A 17,582-nucleotide genomic window follows, 5' to 3' on the forward strand; every position below is an offset into this window, starting at 1 on the left:
GCGGGGAGCGGGCAGGAGCTAGGCGAGTTCGCGGCGGAAGAAGTCGAGTTCCAGGGCCATGATCTTCTCGCGGGTGCCGCCCGGGGTCATGTGGGTGACGCCGGGGAGGGCAAGCAGCTGGTGGGGGCGGCCCGCGTCCGTCAGCGCCTGGGACAGGCGCAGCGTGTGCGAGGGGTGGACGTTGTCGTCGGCCAGGCCGGTGACGAGCAGCAGCGGCCGGGACAGCTTCGGGGCGTCGGGGATGAGGGAGTCCCGCTCGTAGACGTCCGGGTGCTCCTGCGGCAGGCCCAGGTACCGCTCCGTGTACGCGGTGTCGTAGTGCCGGAAGTCGGTCGGCGCGGCCCCGGCGGCCGCGGCGTGGAAGACGTCCGGGCGGCGCAGCACCGCCATGGCCGCGAGGTAGCCGCCGTAGGACCAGCCGCGGACGCCGACCCGGCCGAGGTCGAGGTCGCCGTGGCGGGCGGCCAGCGCGTGGAGGGCCGCGACCTGGTCGTCGAGGGTGACCTCGGAGAAGCCGCGGTACATGGCGTGGGTGTGGGAGGGCGAGACGTACGCGGTGCCGCGGTTGTCGACGGTCACCACCGCGAAGCCCTGGTCGGCCCACCACTGGCGGTGCTGCCAGCGGCGCGGGTCGGCGGTGATGTCCTGGGCGCCGGGGCCGCCGTAGCTGTCCATCAGGACGGGCAGCTTCCGCCCGGGGACGTGCCCGCGGGGCAGCACGAGCGCGGTGGGCACGCCGTGCTCGGTGACCCGCTCCAGGACCGGCGCCACCCGGTACGGCAGCGGCTGCGACAGGTCGGCGGGGGTCAGTTCCCGCCCGTCGGGGGTGCGTACGACGCGCCGTACGCCGTCGGCGTCGGCGGAGGTCAGCAGCAGGTACCCGGCCGAGGCGGTCACGCCGTGTACGCCGGGGCCGTCCGCGAGCGGCGTCGCTTCCCCGGTGGCGGTGTCCAGCAGCAGCACCTGCTGTTCGGCCGGGTCGCGGAGCCCGGCCTCGATCAGCAGCCGGCCTTCGTGGACCCCGGCCACCCCGCGGACCTGGACGTCGTCCCCGGTGAGCAGGGATCCGTCCACGGCGAGGCCGCGGGCCGCCCCGCCGGCGGTATCGGCCGCGGTCAGCATCCGCCCGTCGGGCAGGCGGGCCGGGGTGCCGGGGACCAGGGGGTCCACCCACTGGGGGTGCGTGGTGCGGGACAGCTCCCGGGTGCGGCCGGTGGCCGGGTCGGCGGAGAGCAGCAGCACGGTGCGCTGGAGCCGGTCGTGGACCGTCAGCAGGATCTCCCCGGCCGACTCCCAGCCCGCGTCGGAGACGTAGGGGTAGGTCTCGGCGTCCCACTCGATCCGTACCCGGCTCTCGCCGAGCACCCACAGCTGCACCTCGGCGTTGGGTCCGCCCGCCTCCGGGTAGGCGAAGTCCTCGGCGGGCAGCTCGGGGTGCGCCGGGTCGGCGAAGTACCTCCGCTGGAGCGCGGATTCGTCGACGCGGGCAGCCAGCAGGGTGACCCCGTCCGGGGACCACCAGTGGCCCCGGGAGCGGCCGAGCTCCTCGGCGGCGGCGAATTCGGCGAGGCCCCAGCGGGCCCCGTCGTCGGGGCTGACCCGTCCGCCCGGGGTGACGTGCAGGGCGTCGTCGCAGACGTACGCGGTGCGGGAGCCGTCGGCGTTGGGCCGCGGGTCCACGGCGGGTCCGGCGGCCGGGATCTCCTCGGGCTTCCCGCCGCCGGCGGCCGTGACCCCGTAGAGCCGCCCGTACAGCGCGAACACGGCGCGCCGGCCGTCACCGGAGAGGGCGTACGAGCCGATCCCGGCGGCGACGAGCCGGGTCCGCTCGCGCAGCCGGCGCTCGGCGTCCGGCAGGGCTCCCGGCTCGGGGCACAGCTCGCGGGGATCGGCAAGCCGGGTCTCGGCGCCGGTGGTGGTGTCGAGCACCCAGAGGCTGTCGAAGGCGTCGGTGGGGCCGGTGGAACGGAGGAACCAGAGGAGCCGGCCGTCGTCCCCGAAGGAGAACGCGCGCGGGGCGCCGTAGGAGAAACGGGCCGTGCTCGCGGAGAGCCTGAGGAAATCATCCATGATCGTAGTGTGACATGTGCAATGTCACCACCACTAGGCCGTTCGAGTGGTGACCCCAGGGGTGCGGGCTTAGCGTCGAAAGGGTGGACCCGAACGCAACGCCGAGCAGCAACGGGACCGATGGCAAGGTCCGAGGAAGCGGCAACGGACTCGCCCTGTTCGTCATCGCCTCCTGTCAGCTCATGGTGGTGCTCGACATCACGATCGTGAACATCGCGCTGCCGCACATCCAGACCGCGCTCGGCTTCTCCACCGAGAGCCTCTCCTGGGTCGTCAACGCCTACACCCTCGCTTTCGGCGGCCTGCTGCTCCTCGGCGGCCGCACCGGCGACATCCTCGGCCGCAAACGCGTCTTCATCTTCGGCGTCCTGCTCTTCGGCCTTGCCTCCTTCCTCGGCGGACTCGCCCAGAACGAGGGTCAGTTGATGGCGGCCCGCGCCCTCCAGGGCGTCGGCGGAGCCATCGCGTCCCCGACCTCCCTCGCGCTGATCACCACCACCTTCCGCGAAGGCCCCGCCCGCAACCGGGCCTTCGGCGTGTTCGCCGGCGTCTCGGCGGCCGGCGGCGCCATCGGTCTGCTCGCGGGCGGCATCCTCGTCGAATGGCTCGACTGGCGCTGGGTGCTCTTCGTCAACGTCCCCATCGCCGTGGTGATCGCGGTGCTGGCCACGAAGGTCCTGCACGAATCCGAACGCCACCCCGGACACTTCGACTTCGCCGGCGCACTGCTGTCCACCCTGGGCATGGTCGCGCTGGTCTACGGCTTCATCCGGGCCTCCCAGGAGGGCTGGCGCGACCCGGTGACCCTCGGCTCCTTCGGCGCCGCCGTGGTCCTGCTGACCCTGTTCATCCTCAACGAGCGGCACTCGCCCCAGCCCATCACCCCGCTGCACATGTTCGCCGACCGCAACCGGGCCGGGACCTACGGGATCATGCTCATGCTCGCCTGCGCGATCTTCGGCATGTTCTTCTTCCTGACGCTCTTCGTGCAGATCGTGCTCGGCTTCAGCCCGATCCAGGCCGGCCTCGCCTTCCTCCCGGTCAGCGTGATGGTCGCGGTGGGCGCCGGGCTCACCTCGCAACTGCTCCCGAAGTTCGGTCCCAAGCCGTTCATGGTCGGCGGAGCCCTGTCCTCGGCGGCCGGGCTCGCCTGGCTGACGCAGACGGACGTCCACTCCACGTACCTGGGCAGCATCCTGGGCCCGATGCTGCTGTTCGCCCTCGGCATGGGCCTGCAGTTCGTCTCGCTGACCCTGATGGCCCTGTCCAACGTCCCCGACCGGGAGTCGGGAGCCGCGTCCGGACTCCTCAACACGATGCAGCAGGTGGGCGGCTCGCTCGGCCTGTCCATCCTGGTGACGGTCTTCGGCACGGCGAGCCGCAACGAGGCGAAGGACCAGGTGGCGGGCTTCCTCGGCACGGCCACCCCCGCACAGCGGGCGGCCTTCCAGCAGACCGGACAGGTCCCGAAGCCGTGGAGCGACCAGATCCTCACCTCGGGCATCAGCGCGGCCTTCATCGTGGCGGCCATGTTCACCCTGGTCGGCGCGGCGATCGCGCTGTTCGCCATCCAGGTCCGCCCCTCGGACCTCGAACGCCTCCAGGGCAACCACACCCCGGCGGCGGACCGCACCTAGACCGTCTCCTTCGGGCCCAGGCGGGGCCGCGGAGCTCAGGCCGCGGGGACCCCGGCGGCGGTGACCCGGGCGGCGAAGGCGTCCAGGTTGCCCCGCATGCGGGCGAGGCGTTCGTCCAGGGTCAGGGACTCCTCGTGGCGGCCGGTACGCAGCTTCGGCTGCCGCTTGCCGCGCAGGTAAAGGGAACAGGCCAGGTCCGCGCAGATGTAGGTGCCGACGGTGTTGCCCTCGCGGCCGCGGGCGCCCGCCAAGGGGGCCGCCAGGAGGGAGACCCCGGAGGACGCGTGACCCGTCAGACAGATCTGGCACAGGCTGGACTTCACCGCGCTGGTACGGCCCACGGACGGCACGCGCAGGGAGATCCCCAGCGGCCCCGTCTCCCGCGGCAGCACGAGGTGGGCCCGCAGCGGCGCTCCCGGATCCACCCACCCCAGGAAGTCCAGGTCGTCCCAGGGCAGTTCGGCGAAGTCGAGGGGCAGTCGCAGCCGCGCGGCCTCGCCCTTGGTGCAGTTCACGAAGGACGCACGGATCTGTTTCTCACTGAGTGGCTCCACGGGCATCGACCTTATGGCCCGTTCTGACCGGTCGCACCTCAATATCCGCTCTTCGATGTCTGCGCGAGCGCGGCGCGCAGCCGGTCGGCGCCGGCCCGGGTGTTCATCCGCAGGGCCAGCCAGGAGCCGTCGGCGAAGGCCAGGTCCACCCGGGCCGGCCGGCGGCGGAGCCGGGGGATGCGTCGCAGGCCGCAGGCCGCGGCATGGGCCGCGCGGGCCGGATCGCCGCGGCCCCACGGCGGCCGCGCGGTGACCGTGTTCGAGCACCGCGCATCGTCCGGGAGACCGGGGTGCGCGGTGAACGCGCCGTACGGACCACGGGTCTCGGCCTGCCGGCGCGTCCAGTGGAAGCCGTGCAGGGCCAGGGCGAAGCGGCCCGCCTCGCTCGCCCAGCCGCCCTGCAGCGCCGGGCCGTGGAAGAGTCGGCCGAACAGGCGGCCGATCCGTTCGAACGGGTCCAGCAGCGCGGCCCCCGCCTCGGGCAGGTCGTCGGGCAGCGCGCTCAGGAACCCGAAGACGAAGAAGCCGTTGATCCGGCGCAGCAGCGGCTTCGGGGCGGGGGAGCCGGGCAGTAACGCGCGCGGCGGGCGTCGTACGTACGGGGACAATCTGCCCGGAATCTCCTCGTCCATCCGGCCATGATGGCCGTGCGGGCGCTACCCATCCACGCGACGGGCCCGGCAGCGCACCGGGCCGTCCGTCCGCAGGGTGATCCCGGCCCCGACCGGGATCTCGGTGTCCACGGCCTCGAACTCGTACGCCCGAAGGATCATCGCCAGCGCGACCACCGACTCCAGCATCGAGAAGTGCTGCCCGATGCAGGCGCGCGGGCCGCCGCCGAAGGGGAACCACGCGTAGCGCGGCCGCGCCGCCTCCGCCTCCGGGGTGAAGCGCTCGGGGTCGAAGCGGTCCGGATCCGGCCAGTGCGCCGGGTGGCGGTGCGTCACCCAGGGCGCCAGGATCACGTCCGCGCCCGCGGGGACGGTGTGCTCCCCGATCCGGGTGTCCGCGACGGCCTTGCGGCCGATGACCGGCGCGGCGGGGTACAGCCGCATCGCCTCCTTGAGCACCCGGGTGAGATACGGGAGCCGGTCCATGTCGGCGGCCTCGGGCGTACGGTCGCCCAGGACGCGGGAGATCTCCTCGCGGGCCCGGCCCTGCTCCTCGGGGTGGCGGGCGAGCAGGTGCAGGGCGAAGCAGAGGGAGGTGGCGGTCGTCTCGTGCCCGGCGAGCAGGAAGATCAGTACCTGGTCGCGCAGCTCGGAGGCGTCGAACTCCCCGTCGTCCGAACTCCTGGCGGCGGCCAGCAGCGTCAGCAGGTCCTCGCCGGCGCCGCCCGGAACAGCGGAGTCCTGCGCAGGGTCGTCCTGCACTGGGCCGTCCTGCGCAGCGGTGCCCCGACCGGCGGTGTGCGCACCCGCCCCGCGCCGCTCGGCGATGATCTTGTCGCACACCCCGTAGAGCTCGTCCATCGCGGCGGCCGCACGCCTGTTGCCCGGGGTGGGCCAGTGCCGCGGGATGTTGGCGGGGGAGTAGCCGCGGCGCAGCACGTAGTCCGTGATGACCGGAAAGCACCGGGCCACGGCTTCGGCGGTGGCCTCGACGTCGGTGCCGAAGAGGATCCGGGCGACGGCGCGCAGGGCGAGGTGCGTCATCTCGTCGGAGACGTCGACGACGCCGTCCGGGGCCTTGTCCCAGGCGGCGATGACCGACGCGGTCTCGGCGGCGACGGCCCCGGCGTAGCCGTCCACCCGGCGCCGGGTGAAGAGCGGCTGGACCAGCCGGCGCTGGCGCAGGTAGTCCTCGTCCTGACTGGTCAGCAGGCCGTTGCCGAAGGAGTCCCGGACCTCCTGGTAGAAGGCGTTGTCCTTGCGGAAGTTGGCCGCCTCGGAGGCGAGCACCTGCTGGGCGCCCTCGGGCGAGAAGACGCAGTACAGCTCGGCCCGCATGCCGGGCGGGCCGGCCGTGACCCGTACGAGGTCGCCGTGCTGGTGCTGCGCCCGTAGATAGGTGCCGAGGGAGTCCGACTTCAGGTCGAAGAGCGACCCGAGCAGCGGGACCCCCACGAGCCCGGGAACCTCCGCCGCCGCACCGGCCCCTGCGTCCGTTCCACCTGCCATGTCCGCTCCCTCCCCGTACCGGAGGCCCGATTCTGCCGGTCGCCCGGCGCGTCTGACCAGGATCCACGCCCCATCCGGCCGAATGCCGACGAGCCCTCGGTTCGCCGGACGGTCCACAGGGTGATCAAGAAACCGTGCGTGACGGGACATCACCTACCCTGGCCAACGCCGGCCAACGCCCGTCTCGTTGAAGGAGTTCCCAATGTCCGTCGTCGTCACCGCCGTGGTCCACCCCAAGCCGGGACTGCTGGAGGAAGCGCTGGCCACCTACGCCCGCCACATCGAAGCGGTCCACGCCGAGCCCGGCTGCGAGCTCTACGCGCTGCACACCGACGGGACCTCGATCGTGATCATCGAGAAGTGGGCCAGCCAGGCCGACCTCGACGCACACGCGAGCGGGGAGGTGATGGCGAAGCTCGGACCGGAGCTGAACGCCCTGCGCGACCGGCCCGCCGACGTCACCATCCTCCAGCCCCGCCCGGCGGGAGCCGCACAGGGCGCCCTGTAGCCGGATCCGGCCGCGGTCCCGCTCGTCGAGGCGGAGTGATCTGCCTCACGGCATGTCACAACGACCACTGACACGGTGTCTTGAGGACGAACCCCACGAACCGGAGGAGGAGGCACGCCATGACCGGGAACACGGAGGCGGACCAGGCTGTGGACCCGGGGCGGGCCGCGGACGAGAGGGACCGGGACATGAGCGAGCAGGCCACCGACGCGGCGACCGAGACGTTCCTCGGCTACCGCAACCTGCTCTTCACCGTCGCCTACGAGATGCTCGGATCGGCGGCCGACGCCGAGGACGTCCTCCAGGAGACCTGGCTGCGGTGGATCCGGACGGACCTTCAGGAGGTGCGCGACCAGCGCGCGTACCTGGTCCGGATCACGACCCGGCAGTCGCTCAACCGGCTGCGCACGATGACGCGCCGCAAGGAGTCGTACGTGGGCCCCTGGCTCCCCGAGCCGCTGCTCACCGCGCCGGACGTGGCCGAGGACGCCGAGCTCGCGGAGAGCGTGTCGATGGCGCTCATGCTCGTCCTCGAAACGCTGTCGCCGACCGAGCGCGCCGTGTTCGTGCTGCGCGAGGTCTTCGACGTCGGCTACGACGAGATCGCGGCCGCCGTCGACAAGAGCCCCGCGGCCGTCCGCCAGATCGCGCACCGCGCCCGCCGGCACGTGGACGCCCGCCGCCCGCGCGAGACGGTCTCCGCGAGCAGGACCCGGGCGGCTCTGGAGTCGTTCCGGCGCGCGCTCGAAACCGGCGACCTCCAGGGCCTCCTCGACGTCCTCGCCCCCGAGGTCGTCCTGATGGCCGACGGCGGCGGCATCAAGCAGGCCGCGGTGCGCCCGATCATCGGCGCGGACAAGGTGTCCCGCCTCATCATGGGCAACCTCGGCAAGCACCGCAGCCTGGTCACCGCCGGCCCCACCATCGCCAACGGCCACCCGGCACTGCTCGTGCGCGTGGACGGCGAGACCGACGGCATCATCACGGCCCGCATGGACGCCGGCCGCATCACGGGCCTCTACTACGTCCGCAACCCGGAAAAACTGACCCGGATCGCCTCGGAGACCCCGCTCACCCTTCGGTGAACACCGTGCGGGAGCGGGGCGGCCCGGGAATCCGGCTCACCATCGAGGCCGGCCCGCGCCGGCCCGTCGGCCTGGTCTATTCGCAGGCCACTCCGTCGCCGTCCCGGTCGAGGTGGCGCCCGTATCCGGGGTCGCTCCGGCGGATCGGAGCGGCTCCAGCTGCGCGAACCGCCGTGCAGTTCTTGTAGTAGACGCTGCCACCGCCACCGCCAGTGGACGATCCGGCCGAGGCGGAGGTGCCGGAGTCGTCATCGTTGCTCGGCGGGCGCGGCGGCGGCGTCGGGTCGGGGTGCAGTCTGCCGCCCTCCGCTGCCGGGCAGGCCGTGGCGGGTGCGACGACCTTGAGTCGGGCGCTCGACGTCTTCGGGTTCTGGATTTCCCTGCCCTCGGCGGGGTCTTGGAAGCAGACGCTCCAGTCGTCCACGGCGGCCGGGAGGGTGACGTCGGTGTAGGCGCTCTGCGGTTCGATCGCCTTGAGCCCGATCGGCTTGAGGGTCTCGGACGCCTTGGCGAAGGTGAGGCCGACCACCTTCGGCATCTTCGGATACGGGATCGGCTCGCCGTCCTTCGTCGGGCACGGCCACTCGTTGCGCACCACGCCGAAGTCGAGCGTGGATTTTCCGGCAGACTCCGCCGCCGCGCTCTGGAAGCAGATCTTCCAGTTGTCCTCGTCCAGCTGACCGGCATCGTCCGGGCCGGCGTCGTGGGAGACCGAGTTGTACCCGGCGGCGTGGGCGGCGGCCTTCGCCTGCTTGAGGTTCTGGCCGATGTAGCTGGCCGGCGCGGCCGGGCTCGGAGTCGGCGCGGGCGCCGCGCTCTGGACCGCGGCAGCCTTCGGCTTCGCGTCCGTCTCGGTCTTCTTCGGCGGATCGCCCAGGAACGGAGTCAGGAACCAGAGGCCGGCCACAACCGTTGCGACGACCTTCTTCACCTGGCTCCACGGACTCAGCCAGGCGAGGGCTATGCCGGCGGGCGGTATGACGACCAGCAGGGAAATGATCAGTGCCGGGTGCTGCCACCAGCGCCGTACGGGCGCTTGCGGGTAAGGGTGTGGCGCAGGGTAGGTCACGTGGCGTCCTTCTGGCGGTGCGTGAGGGGCCCGGTGAGCGTATAGAAGATTGAAACTTGTACCGGTCGGTACGTGAGATGAGTCGAAGAGACGTCTCGGGCGGGGCGATGCGGTGCGGGGCGGCCCGGCTGGGGAAGGGCCTTGAGTCTCCAGTGACTGGAGACGGCAGAGTGGGGGACATGGACGCCACGACCCTCTACTCGATCGGGGAGCTCTCCCGGCGGACGGGCCTGCCCGTGAGAACCATCCGGTTCTACTCCGATTCGGGGGTGGTGGCGCCGACCACCCGAAGCCCCGCCGGCTATCGGCTCTACGACCTCGACGCGCTGCTTCGTCTGGAACTCCTGCGCACCCTGCGCGAGCTGGGCATGGACCTGGCCACGATCCAACGGGTGCTGGACCGCGAGCTCTCGGTGGCGGAAGTCGCCGCGGCGCACGCCGACGCCACGGACGTCCAGATCCGGGCGCTGCAACTGCGCCGCAGCGTTCTGCGGGCGGTGGCCGGGGGCGGGGCCGGTCCCGAGGAGACGAAGCTCATGCACAGGCTTACGCAGTTGTCCGGCGAGGAACGCCGGCGGTTGATCGACGATTTCCTGGAGGGCACCTTCGGCACCGTGGATGCGGACCCGGCCGCTGCGGCCATGGTGCGCGCCGCCACCCCCGACCTCCCCGAAGATCCGTCCGGCGAGCAGGTCGCCGCGTGGGTGGAACTCGCCGAGCTGGTCGGCGACGAGGACTTCCGGGCCCGGATGCGCCGGACGGCCGGCCGCCGGGCCGCCGGGCGCCCGCTCGACATCGAGAGCGGGGCCGGCGAGGAACTGATGGAGTTCACCCGTCAGAAGGTGTCCGAGGCCGTGGAGTCGGGCATCGACCCGCTGAGCGACAGGGGTGCACCCGTCATCGACGACCTCGTGCAGCGCTTCGCCGAGGCCTTCGCGCGCACCCCTGACACCCGGTTCCGGGACTGGATGGCCCGGCAGTTCGAAGAGGCACACGATCCCCGGGTGGACCGGTACTGGCGGCTGGTCTGGATCGTCAACGGCTGGCAGGTGGTCCCGGACCTGGTCCCGGTGTACCCCTGGCTCATCCAGGCCCTGCGCACCGGCCGCCGTTGAACGATCCCTCCCGACCTGCGGGTTGCTCAGATGTCGCGGAAGATCTCGATCTGGGCGCCCACCGAGTTGAGGCGTTCGGCCAGTTCCTCGTAGCCGCGGTTGATCACGTAGACGTTGCGCAGGACCGAGGTGCCCTCGGCGGCCATCATCGCGAGGAGGACGACCACCGCCGGGCGCAGGGCCGGCGGGCACATCATCTCCGCCGCGCGCCAGCGGGTGGGGCCCTCCACCAGGACGCGGTGGGGGTCCAGGAGTTGGAGGCGGCCGCCGAGGCGGTTGAGGTCGGTCAGGTAGATGGCCCGGTTGTCGTACACCCAGTCGTGGATCAGGGTCTGGCCCTGGGCGACGGCGGCGATGGCCGCGAAGAACGGGACGTTGTCGATGTTCAGCCCGGGGAACGGCATCGGGTGGATCTTGTCGATCGGGGCTTCGAGCTTGGACGGGCGGACGGTGAGGTCCACCAGGCGGGTGCGGCCGTTGTCCGCGACGTACTCCGCCGAGCGGTCGTGGTCGAGGCCCATCTCCTCCAGCACCGCGAGCTCGATCTCCATGAACTCGATCGGCACCCGGCGGATGGTCAGCTCCGACTCCGTGACGACCGCCGCGGCGAGCAGGCTCATCGCCTCGACCGGGTCCTCGGAGGGGGAGTAGTCCACGTCCACGTCGATGTTCGGAACGCCGTGGACGGTGAGCGTGGTCGTGCCGACGCCCTCGACCTTGACGCCCAGCTCCTCCAGGAAGAAACACAGGTCCTGGACCATGTAGTTGGAGGAGGCGTTGCGGATGACGGTGACGCCGTCGTGCCGGGCGGCGGCCAGCAGCGCGTTCTCGGTGACCGTGTCCCCGCGCTCGGTCAGCACGATCGGGCGGTCGGGGGAGACCCCGGCCTCCACCTTCGCGTGGTAGATGCCCTCGGTCGCGGTGATGTCCAGGCCGAAGCGGCGCAGGGCGATCATGTGCGGCTCGATGGTGCGGGTGCCGAGGTCGCAACCGCCCGCGTAGGGCAGGCGGAAGTGGTCCATCCGGTGCAGCAGGGGGCCCAGGAACATGATGATGCTCCGGGTCCGGCGCGCCGCGTCCGCGTCCATGGCCTCCAGGTCGAGGCGGGCCGGCGGGATCAGCTCCAGGTCCACGCCGTCGTTGATCCAGCGGGTGCGGACGCCGATGGAGTTCAGCACCTCCAGGAGGCGGTAGACCTCCTCGATGCGGGCCACCCGCCGCAGCACCGTACGGCCCTTGTTGAGCAGCGAGCCGCAGAGCAGGGCGACGCACGCGTTCTTGCTCGTCTTGACGTCGATGGCGCCCGACAGCCGGCGGCCGCCGACCACGCGCAGGTGCATCGGGCCGGCGTAGCCCAGGGAGACGATCTCGCTGTCGAGCGCTTCGCCGATTCGGGCGATCATCTCAAGGCTGATGTTCTGATTGCCGCGCTCGATCCGGTTCACGGCACTCTGGCTGGTGCCGAGTGCGTCAGCGAGCTGACTCTGTGTCCAGCCCCGGTGCTGACGGGCGTCACGGATGAGCTTGCCGATGCGTACGAGGTAGTCGTCTGCCATGGGGGCACGTTATCTCAGATATGAGATGAGTCCCGCTCCGGGTATGCCAGATGGGTGTGTCGGGTGGGCGATTTGTGTGTTATTGACCGTCAGGTCCCATGGTGGGGTCCCCGTACGCGCGATGCGCGACGATCCGGCCGAGCAGACGGGTGAGCAGACGGATGAGTCAGGTGCCGCCGCTCCTGCCCGGACAGCGGGCCGGGAGCTCCTCCCGGGCCGCGCCGGGGAGTTGCTCCCCGGCTCCCAGGATCCCCGGCGCCCTCGGCCCCCGGCCCCCGCCCTCCGCCCCCGGGACTCAGCGGCGGCCCGCCCGCAGGTGGTCGACCAGCGTCAGGAAGACGGGGAAGCCGTTCACCAGCCCCACCGACACGGTGCCCAGCGGCTGCTGCCGGCCCATGACCCTCAGCGAGGCCGTGCCGTTGCCGTACGAGACGGGCTCGATCCTGTCCCAGGGCTCCGGCCGGCCGCCGGCGGTGACCGCCTCCCGGCTCAGCGAGAACGGGCCGAAGACGACGCTGCCGCCCGCCCGGATCGTCGCGAGCGCGCCGGGCAGCTGCGCCCGGGCCGCCGCCTCCTCCACCACCGGACCCCAGCTCTGCGCGAACGGGAACTTCGTGCCGGGCAGCAGGACCGAGCCGTCGGGCCGCGACAGGGTGCAGTAGTGCTCCGTGCCGCAGTAGACGCCGTCGAGGTAGCGGGCGACGCTGTGCCGCCGGACCTGCAGGCTGTCCCAGCGGCAGGCGGCGGTCCGGCCGTCGGCGTCGGAGACCACCACGCCCCGCTCGAAGAGGTCGAGCCGCGCGTACTTCCCGCGGGCGGCGTGGGTGAGCAGGGCGGGCACCCCCAGGGACGCCGCCGCCACGGCGCCCAGCACCGCCAGGACGGGTTGCGCCAGGAGGGCGCCGAGCGGGACGAGCGCCGCGCATACGCCGGCCGCCCCGGCCAGTCCCTCCCACGCCCGGGAGCCGGCCGAGGCGTAGCCCGTGGTGTGCCCGCCCAGGCCCTCCTGTTCGGCCGCCAGCCGGGCGGGCGGCGGCGCGCCGGCCGCGCCGGGCCCCTTGGCCGCGTCCTTCGGATCGAGGGGCACCAGGGCGGGACCGGGCGGCGGTGCACCGGTCCTGCCCGGGGCCATCCGCCCGGTCCGCGCGCCGGCCGCGTCCCGTGCCACGACCTCCACGGAGCCGTCGCCCCCGATGTCGAAGGTGACCTCGATGCGGGGGGCGCCGCGGCCCCGGTGGGGCAGGCCGGTCAGTTCGACCGTTCCCAGGTGTTCGCAGCCCGCGACCGCGTCGTCGTCGCCCCGGTACACCCGGAAGGCCAGCGTGCCGCCCTCCGGCAGATCGGCGTCGGTGGTGAACTCCATCGACCTCTGCGTCGGGATCGTGGTGCCCCGGACGACGACCGGGGTCATGACTCCGCCCGCGGTCTCCACGCCCAGGGCCGCGTGGGTGGCGTCGAGCAGCAGCAGGCCCTGGTGGGCCCCGGTGAGCACGGCGGCCTGCAGGGCCGCGCCGCGCACGCAGGCCTCCTCCACGCGCACGGTCGTGCGCTCCTGCGGCCCCTCGGCCAGCTCCTCGCGCACCAGGTCCGCGAGGGCGGGCATCCTGGTTCCGCCGCCGGACAGGACGATCCGGGTGATCTCGCCGGGGGAGACGTAGGCGTCCTCCATCACCCGGCGCAGCAGCGGCGCACACCGTTCGCGCAGGCTGCCCGTCAGCCGCTCCAGGTCCTCCCGGGTCAGCTGCTCGTCCAGGTGCAGCGGGCCGTGGTCCGACGCGGCGACGAACGGCACGCCGACGGTCGTCCGCGCGGACGAGGAGAGGTCGGTCTTGGCGCGTTCGGCCGCCTCGCGCAGCCGGCGCACGGCCGTGTCGTCCCGGGTGAGGTCCACTCCGTGCGCCGCGTGGAACCGGGTGGCCAGCCAGTCGGCCACGGCGCGGTCCCAGTCCTCGCCGCCGAGCAGGTGGTCGCCGGCCGTCGCACCGACGTCGACGACGAAGGTGTTCCCGGCCCAGCCCAGCTCCAGTACGCCCACGTCGAAGCTGCCGCCGCCGAGCCGGCACACGAGCACTGTCTCCTCGTCGGCGTCGCGGTCCGTGCCGTAGGCGAGGCCGACGGCTCCGGGTTCGCTGATCAGGCGCAGCACGGTCAGGCCGGCGAGCTCGCCCGCCTCGCGGACGGCCTGACGCCGCGCCTCGCCGAAGTCCGCCGGGACGGTGATCACCGCCTCGGTCACCGGCTCGCCGACCCACGCCTCGGCGTCCCGCCGCAGTCTGCCCAGCAGGAGGGCCGCGATCCGCTGCGCGCTGTACGTGGTCCCGTCGATCGGCAGCGTCCAGTCGGTCCCCAGGAGGCGTTTGACGCCGTGGACGGTCCTGGCCGGGTTGGTGACGGCCTGGCGGGCGGCCGCCTCGCCGACGAGGACCTCCCCCTCCGCGGTGAAGGCGACCACCGACGGCGTGGTCCGGGATCCCTCGGCGTTCGGGACGGTGGTGACCACCGGGCGGTCACGACCCCCCTCGAACACGGCCACGGCCGAGTGCGTCGTCCCCAGGTCGATCCCCACCGCACGTGCCACAGTCGCCCCCTGACCCGGAAACCTCGGCCCCACGAGCAGCAGGATAGGGACGGAGGGGGCCGCCGCTAAGGGCGCGCAAGGGGGCGCTCGCCGGTGGGGGCGGGCCCTGGGCCGGACGAGCAGGCCGCGCCGGAACGCTCCGTGATCATCGTCACGAGCGGGCAGTCGGAAGGGAAGGGGGGATATCGGGTGTCGGCGCCGGTCGCAGGGGCCGCGCCGGAGCATGCGGAAGCATCCGGTCGGCGGACCGGGCAGGCCTTCCCCGGGGTGCGCGCCTCGTCCCCGGACCCGGACATGTACTAGAGTTATCTCGACATCGAGATATCTGCCGAAGGCGTACCGCAGCCGCCCCCGCTGGTAAGGGTTACCTAACTTAGCCCTACCTTAGCGGATTGGCCATGGGGCGTGGCGGCAGGATGCGGTTAATACGCGCGAATTCATGCATGAAGGAGACTGTCGTGTCGGCGAACAGCTTCGACGCCCGCAGCACGCTGCAGGTGGGCGACGAGTCGTACGAGATCTTCAAGCTGGACAAGGTCGAGGGCTCCGCCCGCCTTCCCTACAGCCTGAAGGTCCTGCTGGAGAACCTGCTCCGTACCGAGGACGGCGCGAACATCACCGCCGACCACATCCGGTCGCTCGGCAACTGGGACTCGCAGGCCCAGCCCAGCGAGGAGATCCAGTTCACGCCGGCCCGCGTGATCATGCAGGACTTCACCGGCGTCCCCTGCGTCGTGGACCTCGCCACCATGCGTGAGGCCGTGAAGGCCCTCGGCGGCGACCCGGCGAAGATCAACCCGCTCTCGCCCGCCGAGATGGTCATCGACCACTCGGTCATCGCCGACAAGTTCGGCACGAAGGACGCCTTCGCGCAGAACGTCGAGCTGGAGTACGGCCGCAACAAGGAGCGCTACCAGTTCCTGCGCTGGGGCCAGACCGCCTTCGACGACTTCAAGGTCGTCCCGCCGGGCACCGGCATCGTCCACCAGGTCAACATCGAGCACCTGGCCCGCACGGTCATGGTCCGTAACGGCCAGGCGTACCCCGACACCCTCGTCGGCACCGACTCGCACACCACCATGGTCAACGGCCTGGGCGTACTGGGCTGGGGCGTCGGCGGCATCGAGGCCGAGGCCGCGATGCTCGGCCAGCCGGTCTCCATGCTGATCCCGCGCGTCGTCGGCTTCAAGCTGACCGGCGAGCTGCCGACCGGCACCACCGCCACCGACCTCGTGCTGACCATCACCGAGATGCTCCGCAAGCACGGCGTCGTCGGCAAGTTCGTCGAGTTCTACGGTGAGGGCGTCGCCGCCACCTCCCTCGCGAACCGCGCCACCATCGGCAACATGTCGCCGGAGTTCGGCTCCACCGCCGCGATCTTCCCGATCGACGACGAGACGCTGAAGTACCTGCGCCTGACCGGCCGCGACGCCCAGCAGGTCGCGCTCGTCGAGGCGTACGCCAAGGAGCAGGGCCTGTGGCTGGACCCGGCCGCCGAGCCGGACTTCTCCGAGAAGCTGGAGCTCGACCTCTCCACGGTCGTCCCCTCCATCGCCGGCCCGAAGCGCCCGCAGGACCGCATCGTCCTCGCCAACGCCTCGCAGCAGTTCGCCCAGGACGTGCGCAACTACGTCGAGGACGACGACGAGGCGGGCAAGGAGTCCTTCCCGGCCTCCGACGCCCCGGCCGCCGTCGACGGCGTGCCGACCCGCCCGACGCTGGTCACCCTGGCCGACGGCACCTCCTTCGAGATCGACCACGGCGCCGTCACCGTCGCCGCGATCACCTCCTGCACCAACACCTCGAACCCCTACGTCATGGTCGCCGCGGCGCTCGTGGCCAAGAAGGCGGTCGAGAAGGGCCTGACCCGCAAGCCGTGGGTCAAGACCACCCTGGCCCCGGGCTCGAAGGTCGTCACCGACTACTTCGACAAGGCCGGCCTGACCCCGTACCTCGACAAGATGGGCTTCAACCTCGTCGGGTACGGCTGCACCACCTGCATCGGCAACTCCGGTCCGCTGGACGAGGAGATCTCGAAGGCGATCAACGAGCACGACCTCGCGGTCACCTCGGTCCTCTCGGGCAACCGCAACTTCGAGGGCCGCATCAACCCCGACGTCAAGATGAACTACCTGGCCTCCCCGCCGCTGGTCGTCGCGTACGCCATCGCGGGCTCCATGAAGGTGGACATCACCAAGGACGCCATCGGCACCGACACCGAGGGCAAGCCGGTCTTCCTCGCGGACATCTGGCCCTCCGAGGCCGAGGTCAACGACGTCGTGGCGAACGCCATCGGCGAGGACATGTTCAGCAAGTCCTACCAGGACGTCTTCGCGGGCGACGCCCAGTGGCAGGCGCTGTCGATCCCGACCGGCAACACCTTCGAGTGGGACCCGCAGTCCACCTACGTCCGCAAGCCCCCTTACTTCGAGGGCATGACGATGGAGACCACCCCGGTCTCCGACATCGCCGGCGCCCGCGTGCTGGCGAAGCTGGGCGACTCGGTCACCACCGACCACATCTCCCCGGCCGGTGCGATCAAGGCCGACACCCCGGCCGGCAAGTACCTCACCGAGCACGGCGTCGAGCGCCGCGACTTCAACTCGTACGGTTCCCGCCGCGGCAACCACGAGGTCATGATCCGCGGTACGTTCGCCAACATCCGCCTGCGCAACCAGATCGCGCCGGGCACCGAGGGCGGCTTCACCCGCGACTTCACCGTCGAGGGCGCGCCCGTCGCGTTCATCTACGACGCCTCGCAGAACTACCAGGCCGCCGGCATCCCGCTGGTCATCCTGGCGGGCAAGGAGTACGGCTCCGGCTCCTCCCGCGACTGGGCCGCCAAGGGCACCGCGCTGCTCGGCGTCAAGGCCGTCATCGCCGAGTCCTACGAGCGCATCCACCGCTCCAACCTGATCGGCATGGGCGTCCTGCCCCTGCAGTTCCCGGAGGGCGCCACCGCCGCCTCCCTGGGCCTCACCGGCGAGGAGACCTTCGCCTTCACCGGTGTGGAGGAGCTGAACAACGGCACCACCCCGCGCACCGTCAAGGTGACCACCGACACCGGTGTGGAGTTCGACGCGGTCGTCCGCATCGACACGCCGGGTGAGGCGGACTACTACCGCAACGGCGGCATCATGCAGTACGTGCTGCGGAACCTCATCCGCGGCTGAGCCACGGCATAGGCGCCAAAGGGCCGTATCCCCGTCACGGGGGTACGGCCCTTCCGTTCGTCCGGCGGCGTGTCCATGTGACGGACAGGTCTCAACTCGGAAAAACTGACGGCCATA

Annotated in this window: 12 protein-coding genes; 5 read left to right on the top strand and 7 right to left on the bottom strand. The window is 71.8% G+C overall.

Annotated elements, in window-relative coordinates; genetic code table 11:
• Positions 1-18 precede the first annotated feature (18 nt).
• On the bottom strand, positions 19-2,070 hold the full coding sequence (locus OG472_RS32640) for a prolyl oligopeptidase family serine peptidase (RefSeq protein WP_401613830.1): 2,052 nt from the start codon (positions 2,068-2,070) through the stop codon (positions 19-21).
• A gap of 83 nt (positions 2,071-2,153) precedes the next feature.
• Here OG472_RS32640 and OG472_RS32645 point away from each other — a divergent pair, with 83 nt between their 5' ends.
• Complete coding sequence (locus OG472_RS32645) at positions 2,154-3,707, top strand: MFS transporter (protein ID WP_401613832.1); 1,554 nt, start codon at positions 2,154-2,156, stop codon at positions 3,705-3,707.
• 35 nt (positions 3,708-3,742) lie between these two features.
• On the opposite strand, the gene OG472_RS32650 is transcribed toward OG472_RS32645, so the two are convergent.
• The 3 genes from OG472_RS32650 to OG472_RS32660 are packed head-to-tail and all read right to left on the bottom strand — an operon-like array spanning position 3,743 to position 6,381.
• Entirely contained in the window at positions 3,743-4,261 is a 519-nt protein-coding gene (locus OG472_RS32650; protein WP_405832419.1) for an FBP domain-containing protein, read from the bottom strand.
• Between the two features lie 38 nt (positions 4,262-4,299).
• Complete coding sequence (locus OG472_RS32655) at positions 4,300-4,893, bottom strand: hypothetical protein (protein WP_405942326.1); 594 nt, start codon at positions 4,891-4,893, stop codon at positions 4,300-4,302.
• A gap of 24 nt (positions 4,894-4,917) precedes the next feature.
• Positions 4,918-6,381, bottom strand: a complete 1,464-nt coding sequence (locus OG472_RS32660; RefSeq protein WP_405832422.1) for a cytochrome P450 — start codon at positions 6,379-6,381, stop codon at positions 4,918-4,920.
• A 202-nt stretch (positions 6,382-6,583) separates the two neighbouring features.
• Here OG472_RS32660 and OG472_RS32665 point away from each other — a divergent pair, with 202 nt between their 5' ends.
• Both OG472_RS32665 and OG472_RS32670 read left to right on the top strand, forming a co-directional pair.
• On the top strand, positions 6,584-6,889 hold the full coding sequence (locus OG472_RS32665) for a putative quinol monooxygenase (RefSeq protein WP_327416980.1): 306 nt from the start codon (positions 6,584-6,586) through the stop codon (positions 6,887-6,889).
• A 188-nt stretch (positions 6,890-7,077) separates the two neighbouring features.
• Positions 7,078-7,974: an RNA polymerase sigma-70 factor gene (locus OG472_RS32670; RefSeq protein ID WP_405834973.1), complete on the top strand. Its 897-nt coding sequence runs from the start codon at positions 7,078-7,080 to the stop codon at positions 7,972-7,974.
• A gap of 76 nt (positions 7,975-8,050) precedes the next feature.
• Here the strand turns inward: OG472_RS32670 and OG472_RS32675 are convergent, their stop codons facing one another.
• Positions 8,051-9,043, bottom strand: coding sequence for an excalibur calcium-binding domain-containing protein (locus OG472_RS32675; RefSeq protein WP_405832424.1), 993 nt, complete (start codon positions 9,041-9,043; stop codon positions 8,051-8,053).
• A 179-nt stretch (positions 9,044-9,222) separates the two neighbouring features.
• Between OG472_RS32675 and OG472_RS32680 the strand changes: the two genes are divergently transcribed.
• Positions 9,223-10,158: a MerR family transcriptional regulator gene (locus OG472_RS32680; RefSeq protein ID WP_401613843.1), complete on the top strand. Its 936-nt coding sequence runs from the start codon at positions 9,223-9,225 to the stop codon at positions 10,156-10,158.
• A 26-nt stretch (positions 10,159-10,184) separates the two neighbouring features.
• On the opposite strand, the gene OG472_RS32685 is transcribed toward OG472_RS32680, so the two are convergent.
• Positions 10,185-11,714, bottom strand: coding sequence for a UDP-N-acetylglucosamine 1-carboxyvinyltransferase (locus OG472_RS32685; RefSeq protein WP_319730414.1), 1,530 nt, complete (start codon positions 11,712-11,714; stop codon positions 10,185-10,187).
• A 295-nt stretch (positions 11,715-12,009) separates the two neighbouring features.
• Complete coding sequence (locus OG472_RS32690) at positions 12,010-14,292, bottom strand: DUF6585 family protein (RefSeq protein ID WP_405832485.1); 2,283 nt, start codon at positions 14,290-14,292, stop codon at positions 12,010-12,012.
• Between the two features lie 443 nt (positions 14,293-14,735).
• Between OG472_RS32690 and acnA the strand changes: the two genes are divergently transcribed.
• Positions 14,736-17,465 (top strand): aconitate hydratase AcnA, encoded by a 2,730-nt coding sequence (acnA, locus tag OG472_RS32695; RefSeq protein ID WP_401613848.1) that lies wholly within the window; start codon positions 14,736-14,738, stop codon positions 17,463-17,465.
• The last annotated feature ends 117 nt before the right edge of the window (positions 17,466-17,582 follow it).

Source organism: Streptomyces sp. NBC_00207 (assembly GCF_045160965.1).
Lineage (GTDB): Bacteria > Actinomycetota > Actinomycetes > Streptomycetales > Streptomycetaceae > Streptomyces.